Genomic DNA, 22067 nt, shown 5'->3' with positions numbered 1-22067 from the left:
AATAATAATTGTGGTTTAAAATACATTTTATCAAAGGGGAACTTTTGCAAAAGTAGAATATTTTTTCATTCTGCCTAGAATATTTTGTTGATTTTCAGCCAAAACTTATCCCTAAACTATTTTGATGTAATCCTTAAAAATTTAAATTTGCAGACTTGATCCAAATGCAATGCATCGCTTTTTTATATTTTTATATTATCTGATTTCCAGAAACAAAATTCTTTCTGTTTTTACAGCATTGGGAATTGCTCTCTTATGTCTATTCTTTGCTTCTAAGATTAATTTTGAAGAAGATATCAATCAGATCATTCCTAAAAATGAAAAATCCGATCTTACGGCAAAGGTGCTTAAACAGCTTAATTTTTCGGACAAGATCATTGTTATCATAGAAAACAAATCCGGTGAAGACAGCTTTCAGCTTTCTGAAACGGCCGATACTTTTTTACAAAAAACAGAGACTTTACAAAAGTATATTGCCTCAATCCAGGGAAAAGTGAATGATAATGAGATTTCTGAAACCTTTGATTTCGTGAATCAAAACCTGCCTTTATTTCTCAATGAAAATGATTATCAAGAGATTGAAAGGAAACTTCAAAAAGATAGCATTGCCAAACAGGTAGAGGATAATTACATCTCTTTGGTTTCTCCTACAAGCCTTGTGACCAAAGAATTTATCAAAAAAGACCCTCTGGGATTAACCTTTCTGGGAATTAAAAAATTAAATGCACTCAATATCAGCAAGGATTTCAAATTGGAAGACAGCTATATTGTAACCAAGGATGGCAAAAACCTTTTGCTTTTTATTGAACCTAAAAATAAAAGTAATGATACAAAATCCAATGAAGCTTTTATTGACCAGCTTAATACCATAAAAGATAACCTGAATAAACAGTTCAAAGGAAAAACAGAGATCAGTTATTTTGGTTCTCCGGTGATTGCAGTGGCCAATGCCAAACAGATCAAAAAAGACATTCAGAATACGGTTGTGATTTCTATGACGGTACTGCTGATTCTGTTGATCTATTATTTCAGGAACTTCTTTACTCCAATTATAGTCTTCCTGCCAACAGTATTCTCTGTTTTACTGGCCTTATTGGTCTTATATTTTATTAAAGATAAAATTTCGGCCATTTCATTAAGTGTTGGGGCCATCCTTATCGGGATTACCATAGACTATGCCCTGCATATTCTTACCCATTACAAGCATAATAACAATATTGAGGAGCTTTATAAAGAAATCACACAGCCAATTATTTTGAGTAGTGCTACTACAGCTGTTTCCTTTTTATGCTTGGTATTTGTACGCTCCGAAGCCTTAAAGGATCTGGGACTTTTCGCTGCCATCACGGTAATTTTATCCTCTATTACCGCATTGATTATTGTTCCACAGCTTTATAAACCTAAACATACCAAAGAGAAACTTAGCACCAATTTTATTGATACAATAGGCTCATATCCATACGAGAAAAATAAACCTTTGATTATTGGATGTTCCATAATCATTGTAGCATGCTTATTTGGATTCAGACATGTTGGGTTTAATGAAGACATTGGAGATCTGAATTACATTCCGAAAGAAATGAAAATCAGTGAAGCCAAACTCCAAAAACTATCGGATATTACTTCAAAATCCATTTATACGATTTCTTATGGAAACTCAGAAGAACAGGCTTTGGCGAGAAACTCCCAATTAAATACATTCCTGGAACAAGAGAAAAAAGAGGGTAAAATCCTCAGCTATAATTCTATTGGAAGTATTGTCCTGTCGGAAAAAGATCAGCAAAAGAAAATTGAGGAGTGGAAAAGTTTCTGGAATGATAACAAAAAGAATCAAACCGTTTCTGAGCTTATCAGCAATGGGAATAAATTTGGATTCAACAGTTCTGCTTTTGATAATTTTAATGAGGTTTTAAATAAAAACTATTCTACGTTAGGCATCAAAGACTATGAAAAAGTAAAAGCACTTCAGATTTCAGAATTCATGAGCAATGAAAACGGTTTTTATACGGTTTCCAATGTAGTGAAGGTAGATGATAAAAAAAGAGATGCTTTCATCAAAGATATTGAAAAGAAACATGATGCTATTGCCATTGACCGCCAGCAGATGAATGAAAACTTTTTAGGGTTATTAAAAAGAGACTTCAATACCCTGATTAATTATTCTCTTCTGGCTATCGTCTTAACCATCATTATCTTCTTCAGAAATTTTGAGCTGACTGTTTTGACCATGTTCCCCATTGTACTGACCGGAGTGGTCACTGCCGGAATTCTTTATTTCTTAGGACTGGAATTAAATATTTTCAGTACGGTAGTCTGTACATTGGTCTTCGGAGTGGGTGATGATTTTAGTATTTTCCTTACCCAGGCCATGCAAAAGGAGCATACAACCGGAAAGAATGAGCTGCCTACTTATAGAACTTCAATTATTTTAGCAGTATTTACCACCATTTTATCCATAGGATCTCTGATTTTTGCCAAACATCCGGCTTTGCATTCATTAGCATTGGTTGCCTTGATCGGAATGTTCTCCGTGATTATCATCACTTCTACCCTATACCCATTCTGGTTCAGATTATTAATCACCAACAGAGCAAAAAAAGGACTTTCACCAATAACATTCAGATTATTGATCGTCTCCCTCTTCAGTTTTTTATATTATGGGCTTGGAGGCATGATATTTTCAGCCATAGGAAGTTTCTTTGTGAAAAATTCAAAGGGTAAAACGCTGAACATTATCAAAATTATTTTGGCTAAGTTTTTAACTTCTGTTCTTTATTCGAATCCATTTGTAAAGAAGAAGGTCATTAAAAATCCGAATGAGAACTTCAGTAAACCGGCAGTCATTATTGCTAATCATACCTCTTTCCTGGATACATTAGCTATTGCAATGGCCACTCATAAAATCATTTATTTAGTCAATGATTGGGTATACAAATCTCCGGTCTTCGGAAAACTGGTAAGGGCACTGGGCTTTTATCCGGTTTCCCAGGGTATTGAAAACGGAATGGATAAATTAAAGGAAAAAATAGCACAGGGATATTCTCTTGTTGTTTTTCCAGAGGCAGAACGCTCTTATACCAATGATGTGAAAAGATTTCATAAAGGAGCCTTTTATCTTGCAGAACAGTTTGAGCTGGATATTCTTCCTTTGTATATTCATGGAAATTCTGAAGTACTTCCGAAAGGAGATTTTATTATCTATGATGGCAGCATTATTGTAAAAGTAGGAAATAGAATCAGTAAAGATGATGTAAGCTTTGGTAAAAACTATTCTGAAAGAACGAAAAAGATTAATGCGTATTACAGAGAAGAATTTGCTCAACTGAGAGAAGAGATTGAAGACGAAAATTATTTTAAAAAGCAGTTATTATTAAGCTATCTATATAAAGACAATGAGGTTGTAACAGAAGTAAAGAAAGATTTCAACACCAATAAATCAGCTTATTTTGAACTGAATAAACACATTCCTGCCGATGCCAACATCCTGCATATTGCTGATGATTTTGGACAAAAAGATGCTTTACTCACCCTATATCAGGCCAGTAGAAGAATTTTTTCAAGGATTATAAATGAAGATAAAAGAGCAACTGCTTCTCATAATTATCTGGTAAAAAGGAGAAAGATCAACTATATAAAGGATGTGTCTGAAGTAACGAAAAGCATTGATGTTCTCCTGATTTCGGATGATAATTTTGATCTCAATGAAATTCAAAATCTTCCTGAAACGATCATTTTTATCAATACCACAAAAACGGTAATAGAAAATAAAAATTATATATTAGAATTTAGTTCTGAATCATTAAAAGTATTTAAAACTAAATAATAAATATGAAAAACATATTTTTGTAAACGCTAAAAAGATTCCATGAAAAAAAATATACTTGTCATATATTATTCTCAAACCGGTCAGCTGGAGGATATTATGAGAAATATTGCCAAGCCTTTTGAAGCTCAAAAGGAAGAATATGATATTACCTATTATAATATTAAGTTGAGGGAAGACTTCCCTTTTCCTTGGCCAGGTGATGTTTTTTTCAACACTTTTCCGGAATCTTATTTACAGATCCCCAAAGAAATTGTTCCCCCTTCAGAAGAAATACTGAACAAAAAGTATGACCTCATCCTGTTCGGATATCAGGTTTGGTATCTTACCCCCTCTATTCCGATCATTTCATTTTTGAAGAGCGGCTATGCAGAGCGCATCCTTAAAGACACGCCTGTAGTTACCGTTTCCGGAACAAGAAATATGTGGATGCTCTCACAGGAAAAGCTGAAAGTATATTTAAGAGATTTAAAAGCCCAACTTGTCGGAAACATTGCATTAGTAGACAGACATGACAATTATACCAGTGTACTGACTATTCTTCGCTGGCTGACTACAGGGCAAAAGGAAAAATCCGGACTGCTTCCGGCAGCAGGAGTTTCGGATGAAGAAATTTCAGGTTCGGTAAAATATGGAGAGATTATCGAAAAGCATTTTAAAAACAATGATCTGAACAATTTACAACCGGATCTTGTAAAAAATGGAGCCGTCGAAATCCGCCCGTTTTTAGTACGTGTAGAAAAGGTAGGGAACAAGATTTTCACAGTATGGTCTAATCTGATTATCAAGAAAAAAGAGAAACGTCCATTGCTGATAAAATTCTTTAAGGTATATTTGATGGCAGCGATATGGATTATCTCACCAATCGTTTTGGTATTACACCTGCTTACAACCCCTATATTTTGGTTTAAAAGACAAAAACAAAAAAGATATTTACAAGGAATTAATTTAAAATAGAATGTACGACGTATTTATAACAAAAGCTTCAAAATATTTACCCAATGAACCGGTATCAAATGAGGAAATGGAGACATATCTTGGGCTTATCAATGACGCACCTTCTAAAGCCAGATCACTTATTTTAAGAAATAATAAAATCACGACAAGATATTACGCTTTAGATAAAGAAGGAAACCCTACGCATTCCAATGCGCAGCTTACTGCCAAGGCAATTGAAGGACTTTTTGATGAGAATTTCAAGAAGGAAGATATGAAGTTACTATCCGTAGGCACTACTTCTCCTGACCAGATTCAGCCCTCACATGCTTCTATGGTTCATGGTGAACTGAACATCGGGAAATCTATTGAAATCAATACTGCCACCGGACTTTGCAACTCAGGAATGAATGCCCTTAACTACGGATTCCTCTCAGTACGAGCCGGTGTACAGGAAAGTGCTGTATGTGCGGGTTCTGAAAGAATGTCTGCATGGATGACGGCCGATAAATTCAACCATGAAGCTGAAAATTTAAAATTATTGGAAGAAAGACCTATTATCGCTTTCAAAAGAGAATTCCTTAGATGGATGCTCTCTGATGGAGCTGGTGCTTTCTTACTAGAAAATAAACCGAGAGAAAACGGGATCTCTTTAAGAGTGGAATTCATCGATTTCTATTCTTATGCCCACGAAATCGAGGCATGTATGTATGCAGGATGTGAAAAACAGGAAGACGGAAGCTTAAAATCATGGGCAGATTATCCATCTGATTCATGGTTGAAAGATTCTATTTTTGCCATTAAGCAGGATACTAAAATCCTTGATAAATATATTCTTGTAAAAGGGGCGGAAAGCTTAAGAGCTTCCTTTGACAAACACAATCTTGATCCTGAAAAAATAGACCACGTATTGGCTCACATCTCTTCAGGATATTTTAAAGATGGATTGAAAGAAGAATTTGCTAAAAAAGGAATGGACTTCCCTGCTGAAAAGTGGTTCTACAACCTTTCTGACATCGGAAATATCGGTGCCGGATCTATCTTTGTAGCATTAGAGGAACTCATGAACTCCGGAACATTGAAAAAAGGAGAAAAAATACTTCTTTGCGTTCCTGAGAGCGGAAGATTTGCCTATTCTTGTTCTTTATTAACAGTCTGCTAATGGAAAACAGACTCCCCACATCCGATCAGGGTTTTGTAGAAAGCCTTATTCCACAGCGTGCACCATTTGTTATGGTACATGAGCTATCAGAATATTCTGAAAGCCACCTTATTTCCGGATTTGAAGTAAAGGAAGACAACCTATTCATTCAGGATGGATTTTTTCAGGCTTCTGGATTGATTGAACATCAGGCACAAAGTGTAGCTCTTCATACAGGGTACAAGTATCATTTGCTTGGAAAAGATGCTCCTACCGGATACATTGGAGCCATCAAATCTTTTGAAGCCGCAATATTACCTAAAATTGGAGATCAACTGAAATCTGAAGTAACCATCCTCAATGAAGTAATGGGAGTAACACTTGTAGACATCATTACTAAATTAAATGGTGAAGTGATTGCAAAATCTCAAATGAAAACCGCTGTAAAATAATTTTAATGGAGATCAGGGAAGAAAATATCATCAATATACACCACTTTTTACCGCATCGCGAGCCAATGCTGATGGCAGACTATATCCTGGAACTGACCAAGGAAAAAGTAGTGACTTCCTTTGAAATAAAAGAAAACAATATCTTTGTTCATAACAATGAATTTGTAGAAGCCGGCTTAATTGAAAATCTGGCCCAAACCTGCTCATCTATCCTTGGACAAAGCTTCTTCGAAAATCCGGAAGCAGATACCAAAGTGATAGGCTTTATCACCAATATCAAAAAGATTGAGATATTCGGACTTCCCAAAGTAAATGACAAAATCATTTCAAAAGCATCGTTGATTTCCCAGTTTGAAAATATCTGCCACATCTTCTGCGAGACCTTCAACAAAGAAGAATTGTTGATCAGAGCAGAGATTAACCTGTTTATTCAGGAGGTAAAATCGTAAAAAGAAAGAAAAAGACTATAAAAGCTGTACATTTTGTGCAGCTTTTTTGTTTTACAAGGATTGATATATTCTTTATTACTTTTAATACTATGATCGCAAAGGAAGCACTGATTATTTTTGACTGAGGGTTGTTACCTATAAAACAATTAGGTTTTGGCTAAAGCCAAATGAATTTTATCTTTTTATTTAGGCGGGCTAAAGCCCACCTCTATTGAATTAAAACCCAATAAATTTATCCAAGGCTTCTCTTGCTGAGTGAAACGCCTTTGCGATCAAAAATCCCCATAATGAATGATCCTTTGCGAACTCTTGCGCTAAAAAATACAATCCTTTAAAAGACCCATAAATCATTGTGACTATTTGTGGAGTTATGGGTGACATTTGTGTTTAAAAAACGTCATATTTCACGTGAAACATTCTACAAATCTGTGAAACATTCACTATCAGACAAATACCTTATTCAAACAAAAAAGTGGAACATTTCTGCTCCACTTTACCTATTATTAAAACTAAAATATTAGTATCCGAAGATCTCTTCAAGTGATACCTCCTGGAATTGTCCCATTTTATTGATAGATTCCATATTCAGGTTTTCTTTCTTACCGATAATTGCGGTATTATATTGTACAGGTTTCACTTCTGTATTGTAGAATCCTGTCAACTGAGGTAATGTCAATCCCTGAATCTCAGCATACGTATCTTTTCTTAGGTCATAATCAACTCCTAATTTTTTCAAAGCTAACTGGCTAAAGAAAATATTAGTTCTGTTGATTCTGTTAGAGGCAATCTGCTTCAATGCTGAACCTCTTGCATTTTCAAACTGCGTTGGAATTTGTGGTAATTCAGCCATTAGCTCACTCATTGCATTTACAGCTAAAGGAAGTTTGTTAGACTGCGTTCCAATATAATTGGTAATATAGTTAGCATGTCCTTTTTCTGAAGCATTGGCATAAGAAACATACGCAGAATAAGCTAAAGACTTACTTTCTCTGATTTCCTGGAAAACGATAGAAGATAATCCTCTTCCGAAATACTCATTGAAAACATTGGCTTTACCGAAGTTACTCAGGTTTACAGGACTTCCTTTCGCTACTTTAGCCATTTCCATCTGTACCATGTCATAATTGGTGAAATATACATTCCCTGTTGTGGCAGGTTCTGCATATTCCTTAGCTTTTGCCGGTTGCAGACTTACATTAGTAATATAAGGTTTTACAGCACTCTCCATACCTGCCTGGTCTTGCCCGTAAAGCAATATCTGATAAGGATATTGGTTCAGTGTTTTTACCTTTTTCATTAATTCTGCAGCATCAATACTTTCAAGGCGGGCTTTAGAAATAACATCCGTCATTCTTGAGTCTTTCCCATATTTTGCATAGTTGGAAAGAGCACCCATAATTCTTACTTTATCCTTTTTAGCGACTTCTCTCGCTTCAAGAATTGTTTTTACAGTTTGACTGTAAATAGCTTTATCCGCTTTTACGTTGGTCATCCAGTGATTCATTAGTTCCACTCCTTTCTTCATATTACTTTCAAGTCCTGATAAAGTAACAGTAGTTTGGTCATTAGAGGTTCTGAAACTATAAGAGATTCCTAGCTTATAGAACTCTTCCTTCAATTGCTCCGGAGTATATTTATCTGTTCCAAGGTATTCGAAAAGAGTTCCCGCTAACGAAAGCTCCTTATCATGATCTGTTCCGAAAGGAAAAACGTAACTTACCTGGGCAATCTCATTGTATTTATTCTTTACAAAGCTTACCGTTTTATCTTTTACTTTTGAAGTCTGAATTGCTGTTTTATAATCGATGAATTCTGGTTTGATCTCAGTAACCTTAGTATTTAAAATATCTTTAAGGAAAGGTGATTGAGCCTCTCTGTTCAGCTTAATAGGAGTAATTCCTGGGTTTTCTACACGAACAAGCTTATCATTCACTCCTTTTTCTTTGTAAACTACTACATAGTTATCCTTAAAGAAATCATTTGCAAATTTCACCACATCAGCTTTAGTGATCTTTTCATACTGGTTGATCTCATCTAACTCCTGTTCCCACGTTCTTCCTTTAATATAAGAATCATAAAGCTCAGTAGCCAATCCATCAGCGGTTTCCCAACCTTTCATACGCTGAACCTTTTTGTCATTGACAATAGCTTTCAGCATCCAGTCTGGGAATTGACCTTTTTTAACCAAATCAAGCTGATCCAGTAATAATTTCTTAGCCTCATCAAAACTTTGACCATCCTTAGGAGTCACGACTAATCCGAATGTTCCATACATTTTGAATGGAGATTCGTACGCCCCGGCACCTAACGTTTTCTGCTTTTGATTAATATTAAGATCAATTAAACCGGCATCACCTCTGTTGCTTAAAATCTCCGCAACAACATCTGCCAGTCTAGCCTCCTGGCTTCCATAAGAATCTGTTCTCCATGCCATGGTCATTCTTGGCGTAGATGGGCTTTTTACAGTTCTGGAAACAATCTGAGTCATTGGCTCCTCTGTGACCATCTTTTTCATTGGAAGCTCCTTGTATTTGAAAGCCCCGAAATATTGGTCAACTAATTTTATAGTTTTGTCAAAATCAAGATCTCCAACCAGTACAACCGCCATATTATTAGGTACATAATAAGTATCAAAATACTTGTGGATGGCTACCATTGAAGGGCTTTTCAAATGCTCAGAAGTACCGATAGTCGTTTGCTGTCCGTTCGGATGCTTTGGAAAAAGAGCTTCCATTAATGCATAGTTTACCAAACGGCCGTCGTTATCCTGAGCTCTGTTGTACTCTTCGTACACTGCTTCCAATTCAGTATGGAAAAGGCGAAGGACTAATTCCGAAAAACGTTCTTTTTCAACCCTTAACCATTTTTCAAGTTCATTCGATGGAATATTGTTTTTGTAAACGGTTTCATCCAGCCAGGTATGAGCATTTGTTCCCGTAGCTCCCAGTGAAGAAATAGCTTTATCATATTCATTCGCAATCGCAAATTTTGAAGCCTCCTGGGAAACCTCATCAATCTTTTTGTAAAGCTCTTTTTTCTTTGCCGGATCTTTTTCAGCTTTATGCTGCTCATAAAGATCAGAGATCTGTTGTAATAAGGCTTTTTCCTTTGCCCAATCCTGAGTTCCCAAGTGGGAAGTTCCTTTGAAAACCATATGCTCTAAGTAGTGGGCCAATCCCGTATTATCACTCGGATCATTATTGGATCCCGTTCTTACCGGAATATAAGTCTGGATTCTCGGAGCATCTTCATTTTTTGCCAGATAAACCTTTAATCCGTTTTTTAGGGTATATACTCTTACCCCTGCCTGGTCGTTCTTTACTGTTTCATAAGTATAGCCCTGGGCATCTGTTAGTTTTTGAGTATCGAATTTCTGAGCCATAGCACTAAGCATACAGAAAAGCGAAACAGAAATAAAAAATTTCTTCATAGTGGTTATTTAATTTTATATTCAAATTTCTAATCCATTAGTCTTATGATATGAGGTACTTGTTACAGTTTACCTAATTATAAACATCCTTCATAAGTATTAACAGTATTTCTTAAGATTTCATTACATCCTATTAGTTAAACATCCTTACCGTAAAAACAGAAAAAAACAAATATTTTTCTCAATATGTGAGATTACAAAACGATTTCACCCTTCATTAAAACGAAGAAAAACGGCAATCAGTTCTATCATTAAATTTTGAATAAAAACTTCATACAACCTTTATTTCAAAGTAATCTTATAATCAAATCAGGTATAATTTTCATATTATGTATTTTCACTATTTTAGCCACCTGATTAAAATAATCAAAAACAGATGAATCCTATTTCATCCGGAACCTAAAAAAAATTAAACATTATTCAGATGAAAAAACAAAACCTGCCTCAAGACGAAAGTAATCTGAAATCCGCCAACATGACAGAAGTATTGTATGTAACGGATGAAAATGATAATTACACCACCGCAAACAGTACGGGCTGGGATGCAAAAAAGGCTGCTTTGGATGAATCTATGGAATTGATCTATGAAAGAATTGAAGAAGCAAAGCAAAACGTTGCCAATAATACAGTAAGCCCTATCGTTTATTTTATGGAATTTAATAAAATGGACTTAGGAGTACTGGCCTCTTATGTAGGAATGTGGCAATGGAGGGTAAAAAGACATTTTAAGCCCAACGTATTTAAAACACTGAGTGAAACTGCGCTGAAAAAATATGCCGATGCATTTGGAATTTCAGTCAATGAACTAAAAAACTTCGACGGGAAATAAATAAAGTGATTCGTTCCATTTTATTTACCTATGAAAAAGATATAAACTGCAAATGAAATTAAACTTTGAACACCATCAGACTGCGCATTGCGAAAACGGTGTTGCTTCTAATCTACTGCTTAACAGAGGACTAAAATTAAGTGAACCTATGATTTTCGGGATCGGTTCAGGATTATTTTTTGTCTACCTTCCCTTTTTAAAGGTGAATTTTGCTCCGGGCTTCAGCTATCGTCCGATGCCGGGTGCTATTTTCAGTAAAGCAGCGAAAAGATTAGGAATTAAAATCAAAAGAGAGAAATTCTCCAATCCTCTGGATGCCCAAAAAGCATTGGAAAGAAACTTAGAACAAAATATACCTACAGGACTTCAGGTAGGTGTTTTCAACCTCACCTATTTCCCTGAAGAATATAAATTCCATTTTAATGCCCATAATCTTGTTGTATATGGTAAAGAAGATGGAAAATTCCTTATCAGTGATCCGGTGATGGATTATACCACAACCCTTACGGAAGCAGAACTGGAAAAAGTAAGATATGCTAAGGGAGCGCTTCCTCCAAAAGGACACATGTACTATCCTATTTATATCCCAGAAGATGTTCATCTGGAAGAAGCTATAAAAAAAGGAATCAAAGACACCTGCAAAAATATGCTGGCTCCGGTACCATTGATTGGGGTAAAAGCCATGAGATGGGTGGCAAAAAGTATCCCGAAATGGGCAGAAAAGAAAGGAACAAAAGTAACCAACCATTATCTGGGTCAATTGATCAGAATGCAGGAAGAAATCGGAACAGGAGGTGGCGGATTCAGGTTTATTTATGGAGCATTTCTTCAGGAGGCAGCTGTTATCCTTAAAAATGACGAACTAAAAGAGCTTTCAAAAGAAATCACTTCTATTGGTGATCTTTGGAGAGATTTTGCGGTAGATATCGCCAGAGTGTATAAAAATAGAAACTCTAAAAGCAATATTTACAACGAATTATCGAAGACAATGCTTCATATTGCAGATTTAGAAGAAGCTTTCTATAAAAAACTGAGAAAAGCGATCTGATATGGCAGAGAATATGATTGAGATTAAAAATCTATATAAAAAATACAAAAATTCCGACGAATTTTCTGTGAATGATATCTCTTTGAATATCGACAAAAATGAGATCTATGGAATTCTTGGACCCAACGGAGCAGGGAAAACCACTTTGATTTCCATGCTTTCGGGATTAATTAAGCCTACTTCAGGACAATTCACAATCAACGGGCTGTCTCCACAAAAAGACAGTTTTAAGATCAGACAGATCACAGGAATTGTTCCTCAGGAATATGCTCTTTATCCCACCCTGACAGCCAAAGAAAATTTAATGTTTTTCGGAAGTTTATATGGTTTAAAACATAAGCAACTTACCAAGGCCATTGATGATTCCCTGGAAATTATGGGACTTTCAAAATTTGCCAATAAACAGGTCGGACAGTTCTCTGGAGGAATGAAACGCCGTTGCAACCTCATTGCCGGAACTCTTCACAATCCGAAAGTTTTATTTTTAGATGAACCTACCGTGGGAGTAGATGTACAGTCTAAAAAAGTAATCATTGATTTCCTTTTAGAACTGAATAAAAACGGGACATGCATCATCTATACTTCCCACCATCTTTCTGAAGCAGAAGAATTCTGTACCAAGATTGCTATTATTGACAGAGGGAGAATTCATGCCGTGGGAACTCCTGAAGAACTAGTTTCACAAATTGCCCATGCAGAAAACCTTGAAGATGTTTTCATTTCATTAACCGGAAAAGAATTAAGAGATGTTGTTGTATAAACTGTGGAGAAGTTTTATTAAAGAAATTCTTCTCCTGAAAAGAGATATCGGAGGAATTGTCATTATTTTTGTCATGCCGTTACTTTTGATTGTAACCATTACCCTGATTCAGGATTCTACCTTTAAAAACCTTGAAGGTTCTAAGATTCCAATCATTTTCATTGACAATGATAAATCCGAGGTTTCCAAAAATATAAAAGGCGAACTGGAAAACAGTAAAACATTCCAGCTGCTAATGAATTTCAATGAAAAATCAGCACAAGATGCGGTATTTTCTGGAGACTACCAGATGGCTATCGTTATCCCTGAAGATCTTACGAAAGATTTAAATTCCAATATCGATTCAAAAGTTCAGGCGATTGTAAGTTCATTTGGATTGGAAGGTGATTCTGCAAAAACGAAAATAGAAACTCCGAAAACCAAAGAGATTCATTTGTATTTTGACCCGGCGACCAATGCAGGATTCAAAAACTCAGTGATGAACTCAGTGAACAAAATGGTTTTTGAGATCGAGAATAAAAAAATCTATAAAGCTTTCCAGGATCAGTTGGGAACAACGGAAAACCTTGAGGAAAATAAAAACCTCATCAGTTTCAAAGAAATCACTCCTAAAAAAGGAGAAATGGACGTTATACCGAATTCTGTTCAGCACAACGTCCCTGCCTGGACGCTTTTTGCTATCTTTTTCATCGTAGTCCCTTTATCCATCAATCTTGTAAAAGAAAAAAGCCAGGGAACAAGCGTAAGAGCGAGAATAAGCCCTACTCCTTACTTCGTTCATATCTTAGGAAAGACATTTACCTATCTTATTATCTGTCTTATTCAGTTCTTACTGATGGTGGCTGTAGGGATCTATCTTTTCCCCTATATGGATCTTCCGGCGTTTGATGTATCCGGAAAAATGTTTCAGCTTGTCACGGTAACCTTATTTGCAGGACTTGCAGCTATTGGATTTGGAGTATTGCTGGGAACCATTGCAGACACTCAGGAACAATCAGCACCTTTTGGAGCTACATCTGTGGTAGTATTAGCCGCAATTGGAGGAATCTGGGTTCCGGTATTTTTAATGCCTGAATTTATGCAAACTGTAGCCAAGTTCTCTCCTATGAACTGGGGATTGAACGCATATTATGATATTATTTTAAGAAACAGTGGAATCGGCGGGATTGCCAAAGAGCTTGTATTCTTATTTTTATTTTATCTTGTCACCGTAGCCATTTCTATTTTTTACGAAAGGAAGCTTCATAATATTTAATCTATTTATTACTAATATTGTCAGGGCGTTTCTGACATCCATAAAAACAACACTCAGGAAGAAAAGCATGCAGTCTAACGAAAATATATTAACCTGTACTGAAGAAGTAAGAGTACGATTCAACGAGACAGACCCGCTGGGAATTGTCTGGCATGGTCATTACATCGTTTATTTTGAAGATGGAAGAGAAGCCTTCGGACGCCAGCATGGCCTTACCTACCTTGATATTCAGAATGCGGGATATGTAACGCCTATTGTAAAAAGCACCTGCGAACATTTTCTGCCTTTAAAATATGGAGAAACCTTCAGAATTGTAACCACTTTTGTTAATTCTGTTTCTGCCAAGCTTATTTATAAATATGAGCTTTTCAATCAGGAAGACAAATTGGTATGCAGTGGAGAAACCATTCAGGTATTTTTAGACAGCAACGGAAGTTTATGTCTGTACAACCCGGAATTTTTTCAAACCTGGAAAGATAAAATGGGACTATCATGAAGAAGGAAACTTATATCACAGACTACAATTGCGTCACTCCTCTTGGTTTTAATGTAGATTCTAACTGGAGGGCACTTTTAGCCGGAGAATCTGGAGTTGCTTTACATAAAATTATAGAAAGTCAGGATGCTTTTTATGCCTCTGGGATCAATTCTGAAAAACTGAATGAAGAATTTGGTAGAATTTTCGATCAAAATAGCCATCAGGAATTTACAAGGCTGGAAAAAATGCTCCTGCTAAGCATGAAACCACTTGTTGAAAAGCATAATATAACTGAAGACACCGCTCTTATTCTTTCTACAACAAAAGGAAATATAAGCTTATTAAAAAATCAAACTGAATTACCTGAAGGCGTTTATCTATCACAATTAGCACAAAAGATTGCGGACTTTTTCGGTTTTAAAACCCAACCTATTGTTGTTTCCAATGCTTGTGTTTCTGGCGTAATGGCTATTGCCGTAGCTAAGAATATGATTCAGGCAGGGAAATATAAAGATGCTTTTGTAATTGCAGGGGATGAAATCACAGAATTTGTAATTTCCGGCTTCAATTCATTTCAGGCTATTGGTTCAGAACCTTGCAAACCTTATGATAAAAACCGTAACGGAATCAATATTGGGGAAGCGGCAGCAGCAGTTTATATCACTGCAGAATCTTCCGAGAATGAAAAATTCAGTTTTAAAGTATTGGGGGATTCAGCCATCAATGATGCCAACCATATTTCCGGACCTTCCAGAACGGGAGATGGTCTATACGGAAGTATCCGAAATGCAATGATAGAAGCGAATGTCTCCGCAGAACAAATTGATTTTATATCTGCTCATGGAACAGCAACATTATACAACGACGAAATGGAAAGTATCGCCTTCGGAAGAATGAATCTTCAAAACGTTCCTTTAAACAGTATGAAGGGCTATTACGGGCACTGCCTGGGTGCTTCCGGTCTTCTGGAAAGCATTATTTCTATGGAAAGTGCTCTTCAAAATACCTTGATCCCCTCTAAAAATTTTGAAGAAATGGGAGTCTCTCAACCGTTGAATATTATCAGAGAAAATCAGACTGCAACGATTAAATATATTTTGAAAACAGCTTCTGGCTTTGGAGGCTGTAATGCGGCGATTGTTTTGGAAAAATGCTAAAATGAATATGATGAAGAAAATAAGCAGCTGCACTATAGAACATTCAAAAATAACCGTTGATGGAAACCTTATTTTTGAAACTGAAAATAATACATTCCCGGAATTTGCTAAAGAAGCCTATAAAACTTTAGAACTCAGCTATCCGAAATTTCACAAAATGGATCATTTGAGTAAATTGGCCTTTCTAGCTGCCGAAATGATTTTAAAAGAGGAAGATCACAGCAGAACAGCGCTGATTTTTGCTAACAAATCATCGAGTCTGGATACTGATTTCAAGTATCAGGAAAGTATCAATTCCCAGGAAAACTACTTTCCCAGCCCGGCAGTCTTTGTTTATACCCTACCTAACATCTGTGTAGGGGAAATCAGTATTAAACACAAAATGCAGACTGAAAATGCCTTTTTTGTTTTGGATGAATTTGATGAAAAATTTTTAACCGATTATAGCGAACAAATCCTTCAATCCGGAAAAGCGGATAAAGTATTATGTGGCTGGGTTGAATTATTTCAGGAAAATTACAAAGCTTTTGTATATTTGCTAACCTTGTAAAAATGTAACAATATAACAATGTAGAAATGTAACAATTTTAGATATTGGTAAACTGTTACAATGATACATTGGTAAATTAATTAAATTATGGAAAACTTAAAAACTGAATTGAAGCACAAAATTATCGAAGTTCTTAACCTTGAAGACGTTTCTGTAGAGGAAATCAAAGATACAGATCCTTTGTTCGGAGGTGGATTAGGATTAGATTCTATTGATGCTTTGGAATTAATCGTTCTTCTTGACAAAGATTACGGAATAAAATTAGCCGATCCTAAAAAAGGAAAGGAAATTTTCCAATCTATCGATACCATGGCTAAATTCATCGAAGACAACAGGACAAAATAAATTGATATAATAGTTTAACGGTGTATCAATGTAGTAATAATTGATAAACTGTTACATTGATACATTGTTACATTATTTAATAGAATGAGTCAAAAAATTGCCATAACAGGAATGGGCATCATTTCCTCCATCGGAAACAATGTGGAGGAAAATTTTATTTCCTTACAATCTGGAAAACATGGTATTTCAGATATTCAAATGTTTGAAACCCGTCATGCCGGAGCTATTAAAACTGGTGAAATAAAATTATCTAATGAGGAACTTGTACAGAAACTTCAGCTTAGTGAAGATAACAACATAACAAGAACTTCTTTATTAGGAATGGTTGCTGCGCAAGAAGCTGTAGAAAGTGCCGGAATCTCAGACATCAACGGTTACAGAACCGGACTGATCTCCTCCACCAGTGTCGGAGGAATGGATATTACCGAAAAATACTTCTATTCTTACGAAGACTTTCCTGAAAAGCAAAAATACATTGACGCTCATGATGCCGGAAATTCCTCATTGGCTATTGCCGATCATTTAGGAATAAAAGGCATGGTTTCTACCATAAGTACAGCTTGTTCATCTGCAGCTAATGCCATTATGATGGGAGCCAAACTTATTAAAAACGGAGTCTTGGATCGTGTTATCGTTGGGGGAACAGATTCCCTTTCAAAGTTTACATTAAACGGTTTTAATACCCTAATGATCCTTACAGATTCTTACAATACTCCTTTCGACAATGACAGAAAAGGGTTAAACCTTGGTGAAGCAGCCGCTTTCTTAGTCCTTGAATCCGAAGAAGTTGTTAAAAAGGAAAACAAACAGGTACTTGCTTATCTTTCCGGATATGGAAACGCTAATGATGCTCATCACCAGACCGCATCTTCAGAAAACGGACAAGGCGCATTCTTAGCAATGCAACAAGCTTTAAAAATTTCAGGCTTGAAAAAAGAAGACATCGATTATATCAACGTTCATGGAACAGCAACTCCTAATAATGATTTATCTGAAGGAATTGCCATGATCAGAATATTTGGAGAAGATAATGTCCCTGAATTCAGCTCTACAAAAGCATTTACAGGACATACATTAGCTGCCGCTGCCGGAATTGAAGCTGTATTTTCAATTTTAGCAATGCAGCACAGTGTAATCTTCCCGAACCTGAATTTCAAAACGAAAATGGAAGAATTTAATCTGATACCGGTTACTGAACTGAAGGAGAAAAATATCCATCATGTTCTTTCCAATTCATTTGGATTTGGTGGAAACTGTTCAACCTTAATTTTCTCGAAATCATGAGTGCAGTATACATTAACAGTGCATCCTGTATCTCAGTTCAGGACACTTTAAATGAAAATATTCTTCAGAATCTTAAGCCGGAAAATTCGGTGAAGCTGGTTAAAGCCATAGAACCTAATTATAAAGAGTTCATTCCTCCAGCTATGATCAGGAGAATGTCCAAAACTGTAAAAATGAGCTCTGTAGCATCACATTACGCTTTAAAAGAAGCCGGAATTGAACAACCGGATGCTATTATTGTAGGAACCGGTATGGGATGTTCACAGGATTCTGAAAAGTTTCTGAAAAACGTAATTGATAATCATGAGGAGTTTTTAACCCCTACATTTTTTATCCAATCCACTCATAATACCGTGGCTGGTCAGATTGCGCTGGGATTACAATGCCATGCCTACAACTTTACCTACGTTAACACCTCTTCATCACTGGAGTTTTCATTTTTGGATGCACAACTTCAGATCAATGACGGTGAAGCTGAAAATGTTCTGGTTGGATCTACTGATGAGCAAACTGACAGAACAATGGAACTTTACTGTCTGAATAATACAATTAAAAAAGAATCAGATTTTCCTGTGGATTATCTGCATTCTACTACCCATGGTGTTATCTGGGGAGAAGGAGCAAGCTTTTTTGTTATTGGAAAAGATAAAACAGAAAATTCCTATGCAAAACTGACTGATATTAAAATCAGTAATAGAGTGGAACTGCAAGAGACAACAGTTTTTATAGAGGATTTTTTAACAAAGAATCATCTTTCAGCACAAGATATTGATGCTGTAATTTTAGGGTTCAGTGGTGATGCAGACTCTGATCTTTATTACAAAAAAGCTATGGACTTGTTTCCAGATTCTGCCTTATTGTATTACAAACACCTGAGTGGGGAATTCAATACGGCGAGTGGTTTTTCTACGTTTATGGCTTGTCATATCCTTAAAGAACAGCAAATTCCGGAAATAATGATGATTAACTCAGAGAGAAAAGAAGAAGTGAAAAATGTACTTCTTTACAATCATCTCGCAGGCAGCGATCATAGTTTGGTATTGCTGGAAAGAGCATAATTAAGATACTACCCTACAACATAATTGTTGTTCTGTCATTCTGACGAAGGAAGAATCTATACTTTTGTATTTCGGATTCCTTTCGTGGCTATAGGCGACATTCTGAATGACAGTACGAATGTAGTTAGAAATCGTCAATCACGAACTCAAAAATAGTACATCATGAAACATTATTCATTCATCCTATTTTATCTCTTCTGTAACGTTTTTATCTATGCGTTTCAGGGAAGTTTTTGGGTGTATATTGCATGTTTCCTGGCCTTTTCTGCCGTAGTGGTTTGGGGATCATTTGCTATTGAACTGGGATATTTTGTCAACAGTATTACTCATAAAAGAACAAAAATTAAGGAAGTTGCCCTCACTTTTGATGATGGTCCTACTGAATTCACTCCTAAGTTTTTAGACTTACTTAAAGAACGTGAAATAAAGGCAACTTTTTTCTGTATCGGAAAACAGATTGAAAAATATCCTGAAACATTTCAGAGAATTATTAATGAAGGACATGCCATTGGAAATCATACTTTATCCCATTCCAATTCAACCGGCTTTTTATCGACTTCAAAAATGATTGCAGAGATTGAAAACTGTGATGAAGTTATGAGAAATATTGGGAACCTGCGAACAGATTTATACAGGCCTCCTTTCGGAGTTACCAATCCGAGCATTGCCAAAGCGATACAGCGAACTCATAAAATCAGCATCGGCTGGAACGTCCGTTCTCTGGACACCATTACTGATGATGAAAAGAAAATCTATAAAAGAATAACTAAAGGTCTTAGAAAAGGAAGCATTATTCTCCTTCACGACACCTCAGAAAAAACGTATCGTGTGCTGACAGATTTATTAGTATTTTTGGCGGATAAAAAGTATTCAACCTTTACCGTTGATTCCATTACAAATTCAAGAAAAAATGATTAAAAATATTGCTTTTGGAGCATTTTTATTAATTTCCGGTTTCTTTTTTGCCCAAAACACGGCAATGTCAGGAGCAGAGGCTAAAGCATTCGTATCGAAAGTTTCAGCAGACACCAAGGAAATTAAAACTTTGCAGAGTGATTTTACCCAGACTAAAAAAATGGATTTTCTGGATAAAAGCATTGTTACTTACGGAAAAATGTCTCTACAGACGCCCAATATGCTAAGCTGGAAATACACCAAGCCTTATCAATACAGCATTGTTTTTAAAAGCAATAAGATCTACATCAATGATCAGGGGAAAAAATCATCTGTAGATGCTAAGAGTAAAACTTTTGAAAAGATCAACAAACTGATTGTTGGCAGTTCAAACGGAACCATGTTCAATGATCCGGAATTTACAGTAACGTATTTCAAAAACGGGAATTACAATGTGGCGAAGTTTGTTCCGAAGACTTCTCAGTTGCTCAAATATATTAAGCAGATTGAACTTTATTTCCCTAAAAACCAGTCTACGGTTTCCCAAGTGAATATGACCGAAGCGTCCGGGGATACTACCAATATTGTTTTTAAAAATACCAAGATCAATGCTTCGATTCCTGCGTCAGAATTTACTTTATAGCCTGATTCTGATATCGGCTATTTCTTGTAAGACCTATAAGCTTACTGATATAAAACCGGTACCATCAACGGAAAAAATTGTTGAAAATCTTTACTTTTCATCAACTGAAGATTATATCTACAAATGTCAGATGGATATTTATAAAAATCATGTAAGTGGTATTCTTATTGTCAAAAAATTGAATGAAACAACACATCGTGTTGCATTAACTTCGGATTTTGGGAATAAACTGATTGATTTTGAAATCTCAGATAACGATTTTAAACTCAATTATGTACTTCCTGATCTGGATAAGAAAATTGTCATTAATTTCTTAAAAAATGATTTCCAACAGCTGTTAAAGAGACAATATCCGGTGAATGAAAGTTTTGAAAATGAAAATGCTAAAATCTTTCTCTCTAAGATTAATAATAAAAGCTATTATCTGTTCTTCAACAAAGAAAATAATTTGCTGAAACAGATCATTTACACAAAAAATAATAGGGAGAAAATCGATTTTACTTTTGATGCAAAAAAGCATATCTTCGCAGACAGCTTAAACTTACAACATAAGGATTTTAAGATCAATATAAAACTATTTCAAATAACCGAAACAGAATGATTTCCAACGGCAAAACAGATTAACCTTGTTTTCCAACCTGGAGTTTTATCATACATTTAATCTTAAAAAATAAGATCATGCAAACCATTCTTACAGATTTTTATACGCTTACATCATACGAAAAGGCAGACAACGGAAGTTTTGTCGCTCATATCCATTTAAATAAGGATCATGATATTTTTAAGGGACATTTTCCAGGAAACCCTGTAACTCCGGGAGTTTGTATGATGCAGATCATTAAAGAACTGACCGAAGAATTTACAGGTTCAAAATTATTTTTAAAAACAGCCTCCAATGTAAAGTTTATGGCGATCATTAATCCTTTTGAAACTCCTGATCTGAAACTTCAGCTGGATATTACAGAAGATGATGAAGATGTTAAAGTAAAAAATGTAACCTCTTTTGGCGAGACTATTGCATTGAAATTGTCTGTAAGCTATAAAAAATTAATGTCATGAAACTTATTTTATCCTTTGTAGCGGCATTTTTATTTTTCTTTCAGTCTGATCTTGAAGCACTGAGAAACAGCTATGCCAAGGCCAATGATTCCAGCACGAATACATCCAGTTTTATTGAAATTGCAGAAAAACAATCCGGTTCTGATCCGGTAACTTTAGGCTATAAAGCGGCAGCCAAAATTATGGAAGCCAAAGTCTCTAAAGGAAATAGAAAAGCTCTTGTAAAGACAGGAGCTACCAACCTTGAAGGAGTCATCAAAAGCAATCCCAATAATGCAGAACTTCGTCTGATCAGATTAAGCGTTCAGGAAAACATTCCTAAAATTGTAGGATACAGAGGAAGCTTAAAAGATGACAAAGCATTTCTTTTGAATAATTACAATAAGCAGAATACCGCTTTAAAAAACTATATCAAAAGGTTTGCAATGCAGTCTAAAACCATGACCGAGGCGGAAAGAGCCACTTTAAAATAAAAA

At 35.7% G+C, this 22067-nt stretch carries 21 protein-coding genes; 20 read left to right on the top strand and 1 reads right to left on the bottom strand.

What is annotated here, in order from left to right; translation table 11 throughout:
* Positions 1-169: 169 nt before the first annotated feature.
* The 5 genes from EG344_RS13090 to EG344_RS13070 are packed head-to-tail and all read left to right on the top strand — an operon-like array spanning position 170 to position 6801.
* Positions 170-3823 (top strand): MMPL family transporter, encoded by a 3654-nt coding sequence (locus EG344_RS13090; protein WP_123909804.1) that lies wholly within the window; start codon positions 170-172, stop codon positions 3821-3823.
* Between the two features lie 42 nt (positions 3824-3865).
* Entirely contained in the window at positions 3866-4780 is a 915-nt protein-coding gene (locus tag EG344_RS13085) for a dialkylrecorsinol condensing enzyme DarA (RefSeq protein WP_123909803.1), read from the top strand.
* Between the two features lies 1 nt (position 4781).
* Positions 4782-5921: a beta-ketoacyl-ACP synthase III gene (locus tag EG344_RS13080; RefSeq protein WP_123909802.1), complete on the top strand. Its 1140-nt coding sequence runs from the start codon at positions 4782-4784 to the stop codon at positions 5919-5921.
* Positions 5921-6352 (top strand): hypothetical protein, encoded by a 432-nt coding sequence (locus EG344_RS13075; protein WP_123909801.1) that lies wholly within the window; start codon positions 5921-5923, stop codon positions 6350-6352. Before EG344_RS13080 ends, EG344_RS13075 begins: the two co-directional genes overlap by 1 nt.
* 5 nt (positions 6353-6357) lie before the next feature.
* Positions 6358-6801, top strand: coding sequence for an ABC transporter permease (locus EG344_RS13070; protein ID WP_123909800.1), 444 nt, complete (start codon positions 6358-6360; stop codon positions 6799-6801).
* A gap of 517 nt (positions 6802-7318) precedes the next feature.
* Here EG344_RS13070 and EG344_RS13065 read toward each other — a convergent pair.
* Positions 7319-10231, bottom strand: coding sequence for an insulinase family protein (locus tag EG344_RS13065; RefSeq protein ID WP_123909799.1), 2913 nt, complete (start codon positions 10229-10231; stop codon positions 7319-7321).
* A gap of 424 nt (positions 10232-10655) precedes the next feature.
* Here EG344_RS13065 and EG344_RS13060 point away from each other — a divergent pair, with 424 nt between their 5' ends.
* The 15 genes from EG344_RS13060 to EG344_RS12990 all read left to right on the top strand — a co-directional run bounded on the left by EG344_RS13060 (position 10656) and on the right by EG344_RS12990 (position 22064).
* Positions 10656-11060: a hypothetical protein gene (locus EG344_RS13060; protein WP_123909798.1), complete on the top strand. Its 405-nt coding sequence runs from the start codon at positions 10656-10658 to the stop codon at positions 11058-11060.
* A gap of 52 nt (positions 11061-11112) precedes the next feature.
* Complete coding sequence (locus EG344_RS13055; protein ID WP_123858111.1) at positions 11113-12108, top strand: BtrH N-terminal domain-containing protein; 996 nt, start codon at positions 11113-11115, stop codon at positions 12106-12108.
* A gap of 1 nt (position 12109) precedes the next feature.
* Entirely contained in the window at positions 12110-12868 is a 759-nt protein-coding gene (locus EG344_RS13050) for an ABC transporter ATP-binding protein (RefSeq protein WP_123909797.1), read from the top strand.
* The gene (locus EG344_RS13045) at positions 12855-14123 is read left to right on the top strand and encodes an ABC transporter permease (protein ID WP_123909796.1); all 1269 of its coding nucleotides are present in this window, start codon (positions 12855-12857) and stop codon (positions 14121-14123) included. The genes EG344_RS13050 and EG344_RS13045 overlap by 14 nt, the downstream gene beginning before the upstream one ends.
* Positions 14124-14190: 67 nt before the next feature.
* Positions 14191-14619 (top strand): acyl-CoA thioesterase, encoded by a 429-nt coding sequence (locus EG344_RS13040; RefSeq protein WP_123909795.1) that lies wholly within the window; start codon positions 14191-14193, stop codon positions 14617-14619.
* Positions 14616-15758, top strand: a complete 1143-nt coding sequence (locus tag EG344_RS13035; protein WP_123909794.1) for a beta-ketoacyl synthase N-terminal-like domain-containing protein — start codon at positions 14616-14618, stop codon at positions 15756-15758. Before EG344_RS13040 ends, EG344_RS13035 begins: the two co-directional genes overlap by 4 nt.
* Before the next feature lie 7 nt (positions 15759-15765).
* Entirely contained in the window at positions 15766-16308 is a 543-nt protein-coding gene (locus tag EG344_RS13030; protein WP_410493974.1) for a 3-oxoacyl-ACP synthase, read from the top strand.
* 87 nt (positions 16309-16395) lie between these two features.
* Positions 16396-16653 carry a phosphopantetheine-binding protein gene (locus tag EG344_RS13025; RefSeq protein WP_034692439.1) on the top strand — a complete coding sequence of 86 codons (258 nt, stop codon included), beginning with the start codon at positions 16396-16398 and terminating at the stop codon, positions 16651-16653.
* Positions 16654-16737: 84 nt separating this feature from the next.
* Positions 16738-17937 (top strand): beta-ketoacyl-[acyl-carrier-protein] synthase family protein, encoded by a 1200-nt coding sequence (locus tag EG344_RS13020; RefSeq protein WP_123909793.1) that lies wholly within the window; start codon positions 16738-16740, stop codon positions 17935-17937.
* Entirely contained in the window at positions 17934-18995 is a 1062-nt protein-coding gene (locus EG344_RS13015) for a beta-ketoacyl synthase N-terminal-like domain-containing protein (RefSeq protein ID WP_123909792.1), read from the top strand. The genes EG344_RS13020 and EG344_RS13015 overlap by 4 nt, the downstream gene beginning before the upstream one ends.
* A gap of 162 nt (positions 18996-19157) precedes the next feature.
* The gene (locus EG344_RS13010) at positions 19158-19913 is read left to right on the top strand and encodes a polysaccharide deacetylase family protein (RefSeq protein ID WP_123909791.1); all 756 of its coding nucleotides are present in this window, start codon (positions 19158-19160) and stop codon (positions 19911-19913) included.
* A complete protein-coding gene (locus tag EG344_RS13005) occupies positions 19906-20532 on the top strand; it encodes a LolA family protein (protein ID WP_123858119.1) in 627 nt (208 codons plus the stop codon). Before EG344_RS13010 ends, EG344_RS13005 begins: the two co-directional genes overlap by 8 nt.
* On the top strand, positions 20498-21133 hold the full coding sequence (locus EG344_RS13000; RefSeq protein ID WP_123909790.1) for a hypothetical protein: 636 nt from the start codon (positions 20498-20500) through the stop codon (positions 21131-21133). The genes EG344_RS13005 and EG344_RS13000 overlap by 35 nt, the downstream gene beginning before the upstream one ends.
* 77 nt (positions 21134-21210) lie before the next feature.
* Positions 21211-21591: a 3-hydroxyacyl-ACP dehydratase gene (locus tag EG344_RS12995; protein WP_123858121.1), complete on the top strand. Its 381-nt coding sequence runs from the start codon at positions 21211-21213 to the stop codon at positions 21589-21591.
* Positions 21588-22064 (top strand): hypothetical protein, encoded by a 477-nt coding sequence (locus tag EG344_RS12990; protein ID WP_123858122.1) that lies wholly within the window; start codon positions 21588-21590, stop codon positions 22062-22064. The genes EG344_RS12995 and EG344_RS12990 overlap by 4 nt, the downstream gene beginning before the upstream one ends.
* The last annotated feature ends 3 nt before the right edge of the window (positions 22065-22067 follow it).

Origin of the sequence: Chryseobacterium sp. G0162, from assembly GCF_003815715.1 — a bacterium.
In the GTDB taxonomy this organism is placed as follows: domain Bacteria; phylum Bacteroidota; class Bacteroidia; order Flavobacteriales; family Weeksellaceae; genus Chryseobacterium.
The sequence above is the reverse complement of the archived record's forward strand: the minus strand, read 5'-3'. Positions and strand labels throughout refer to the sequence as shown.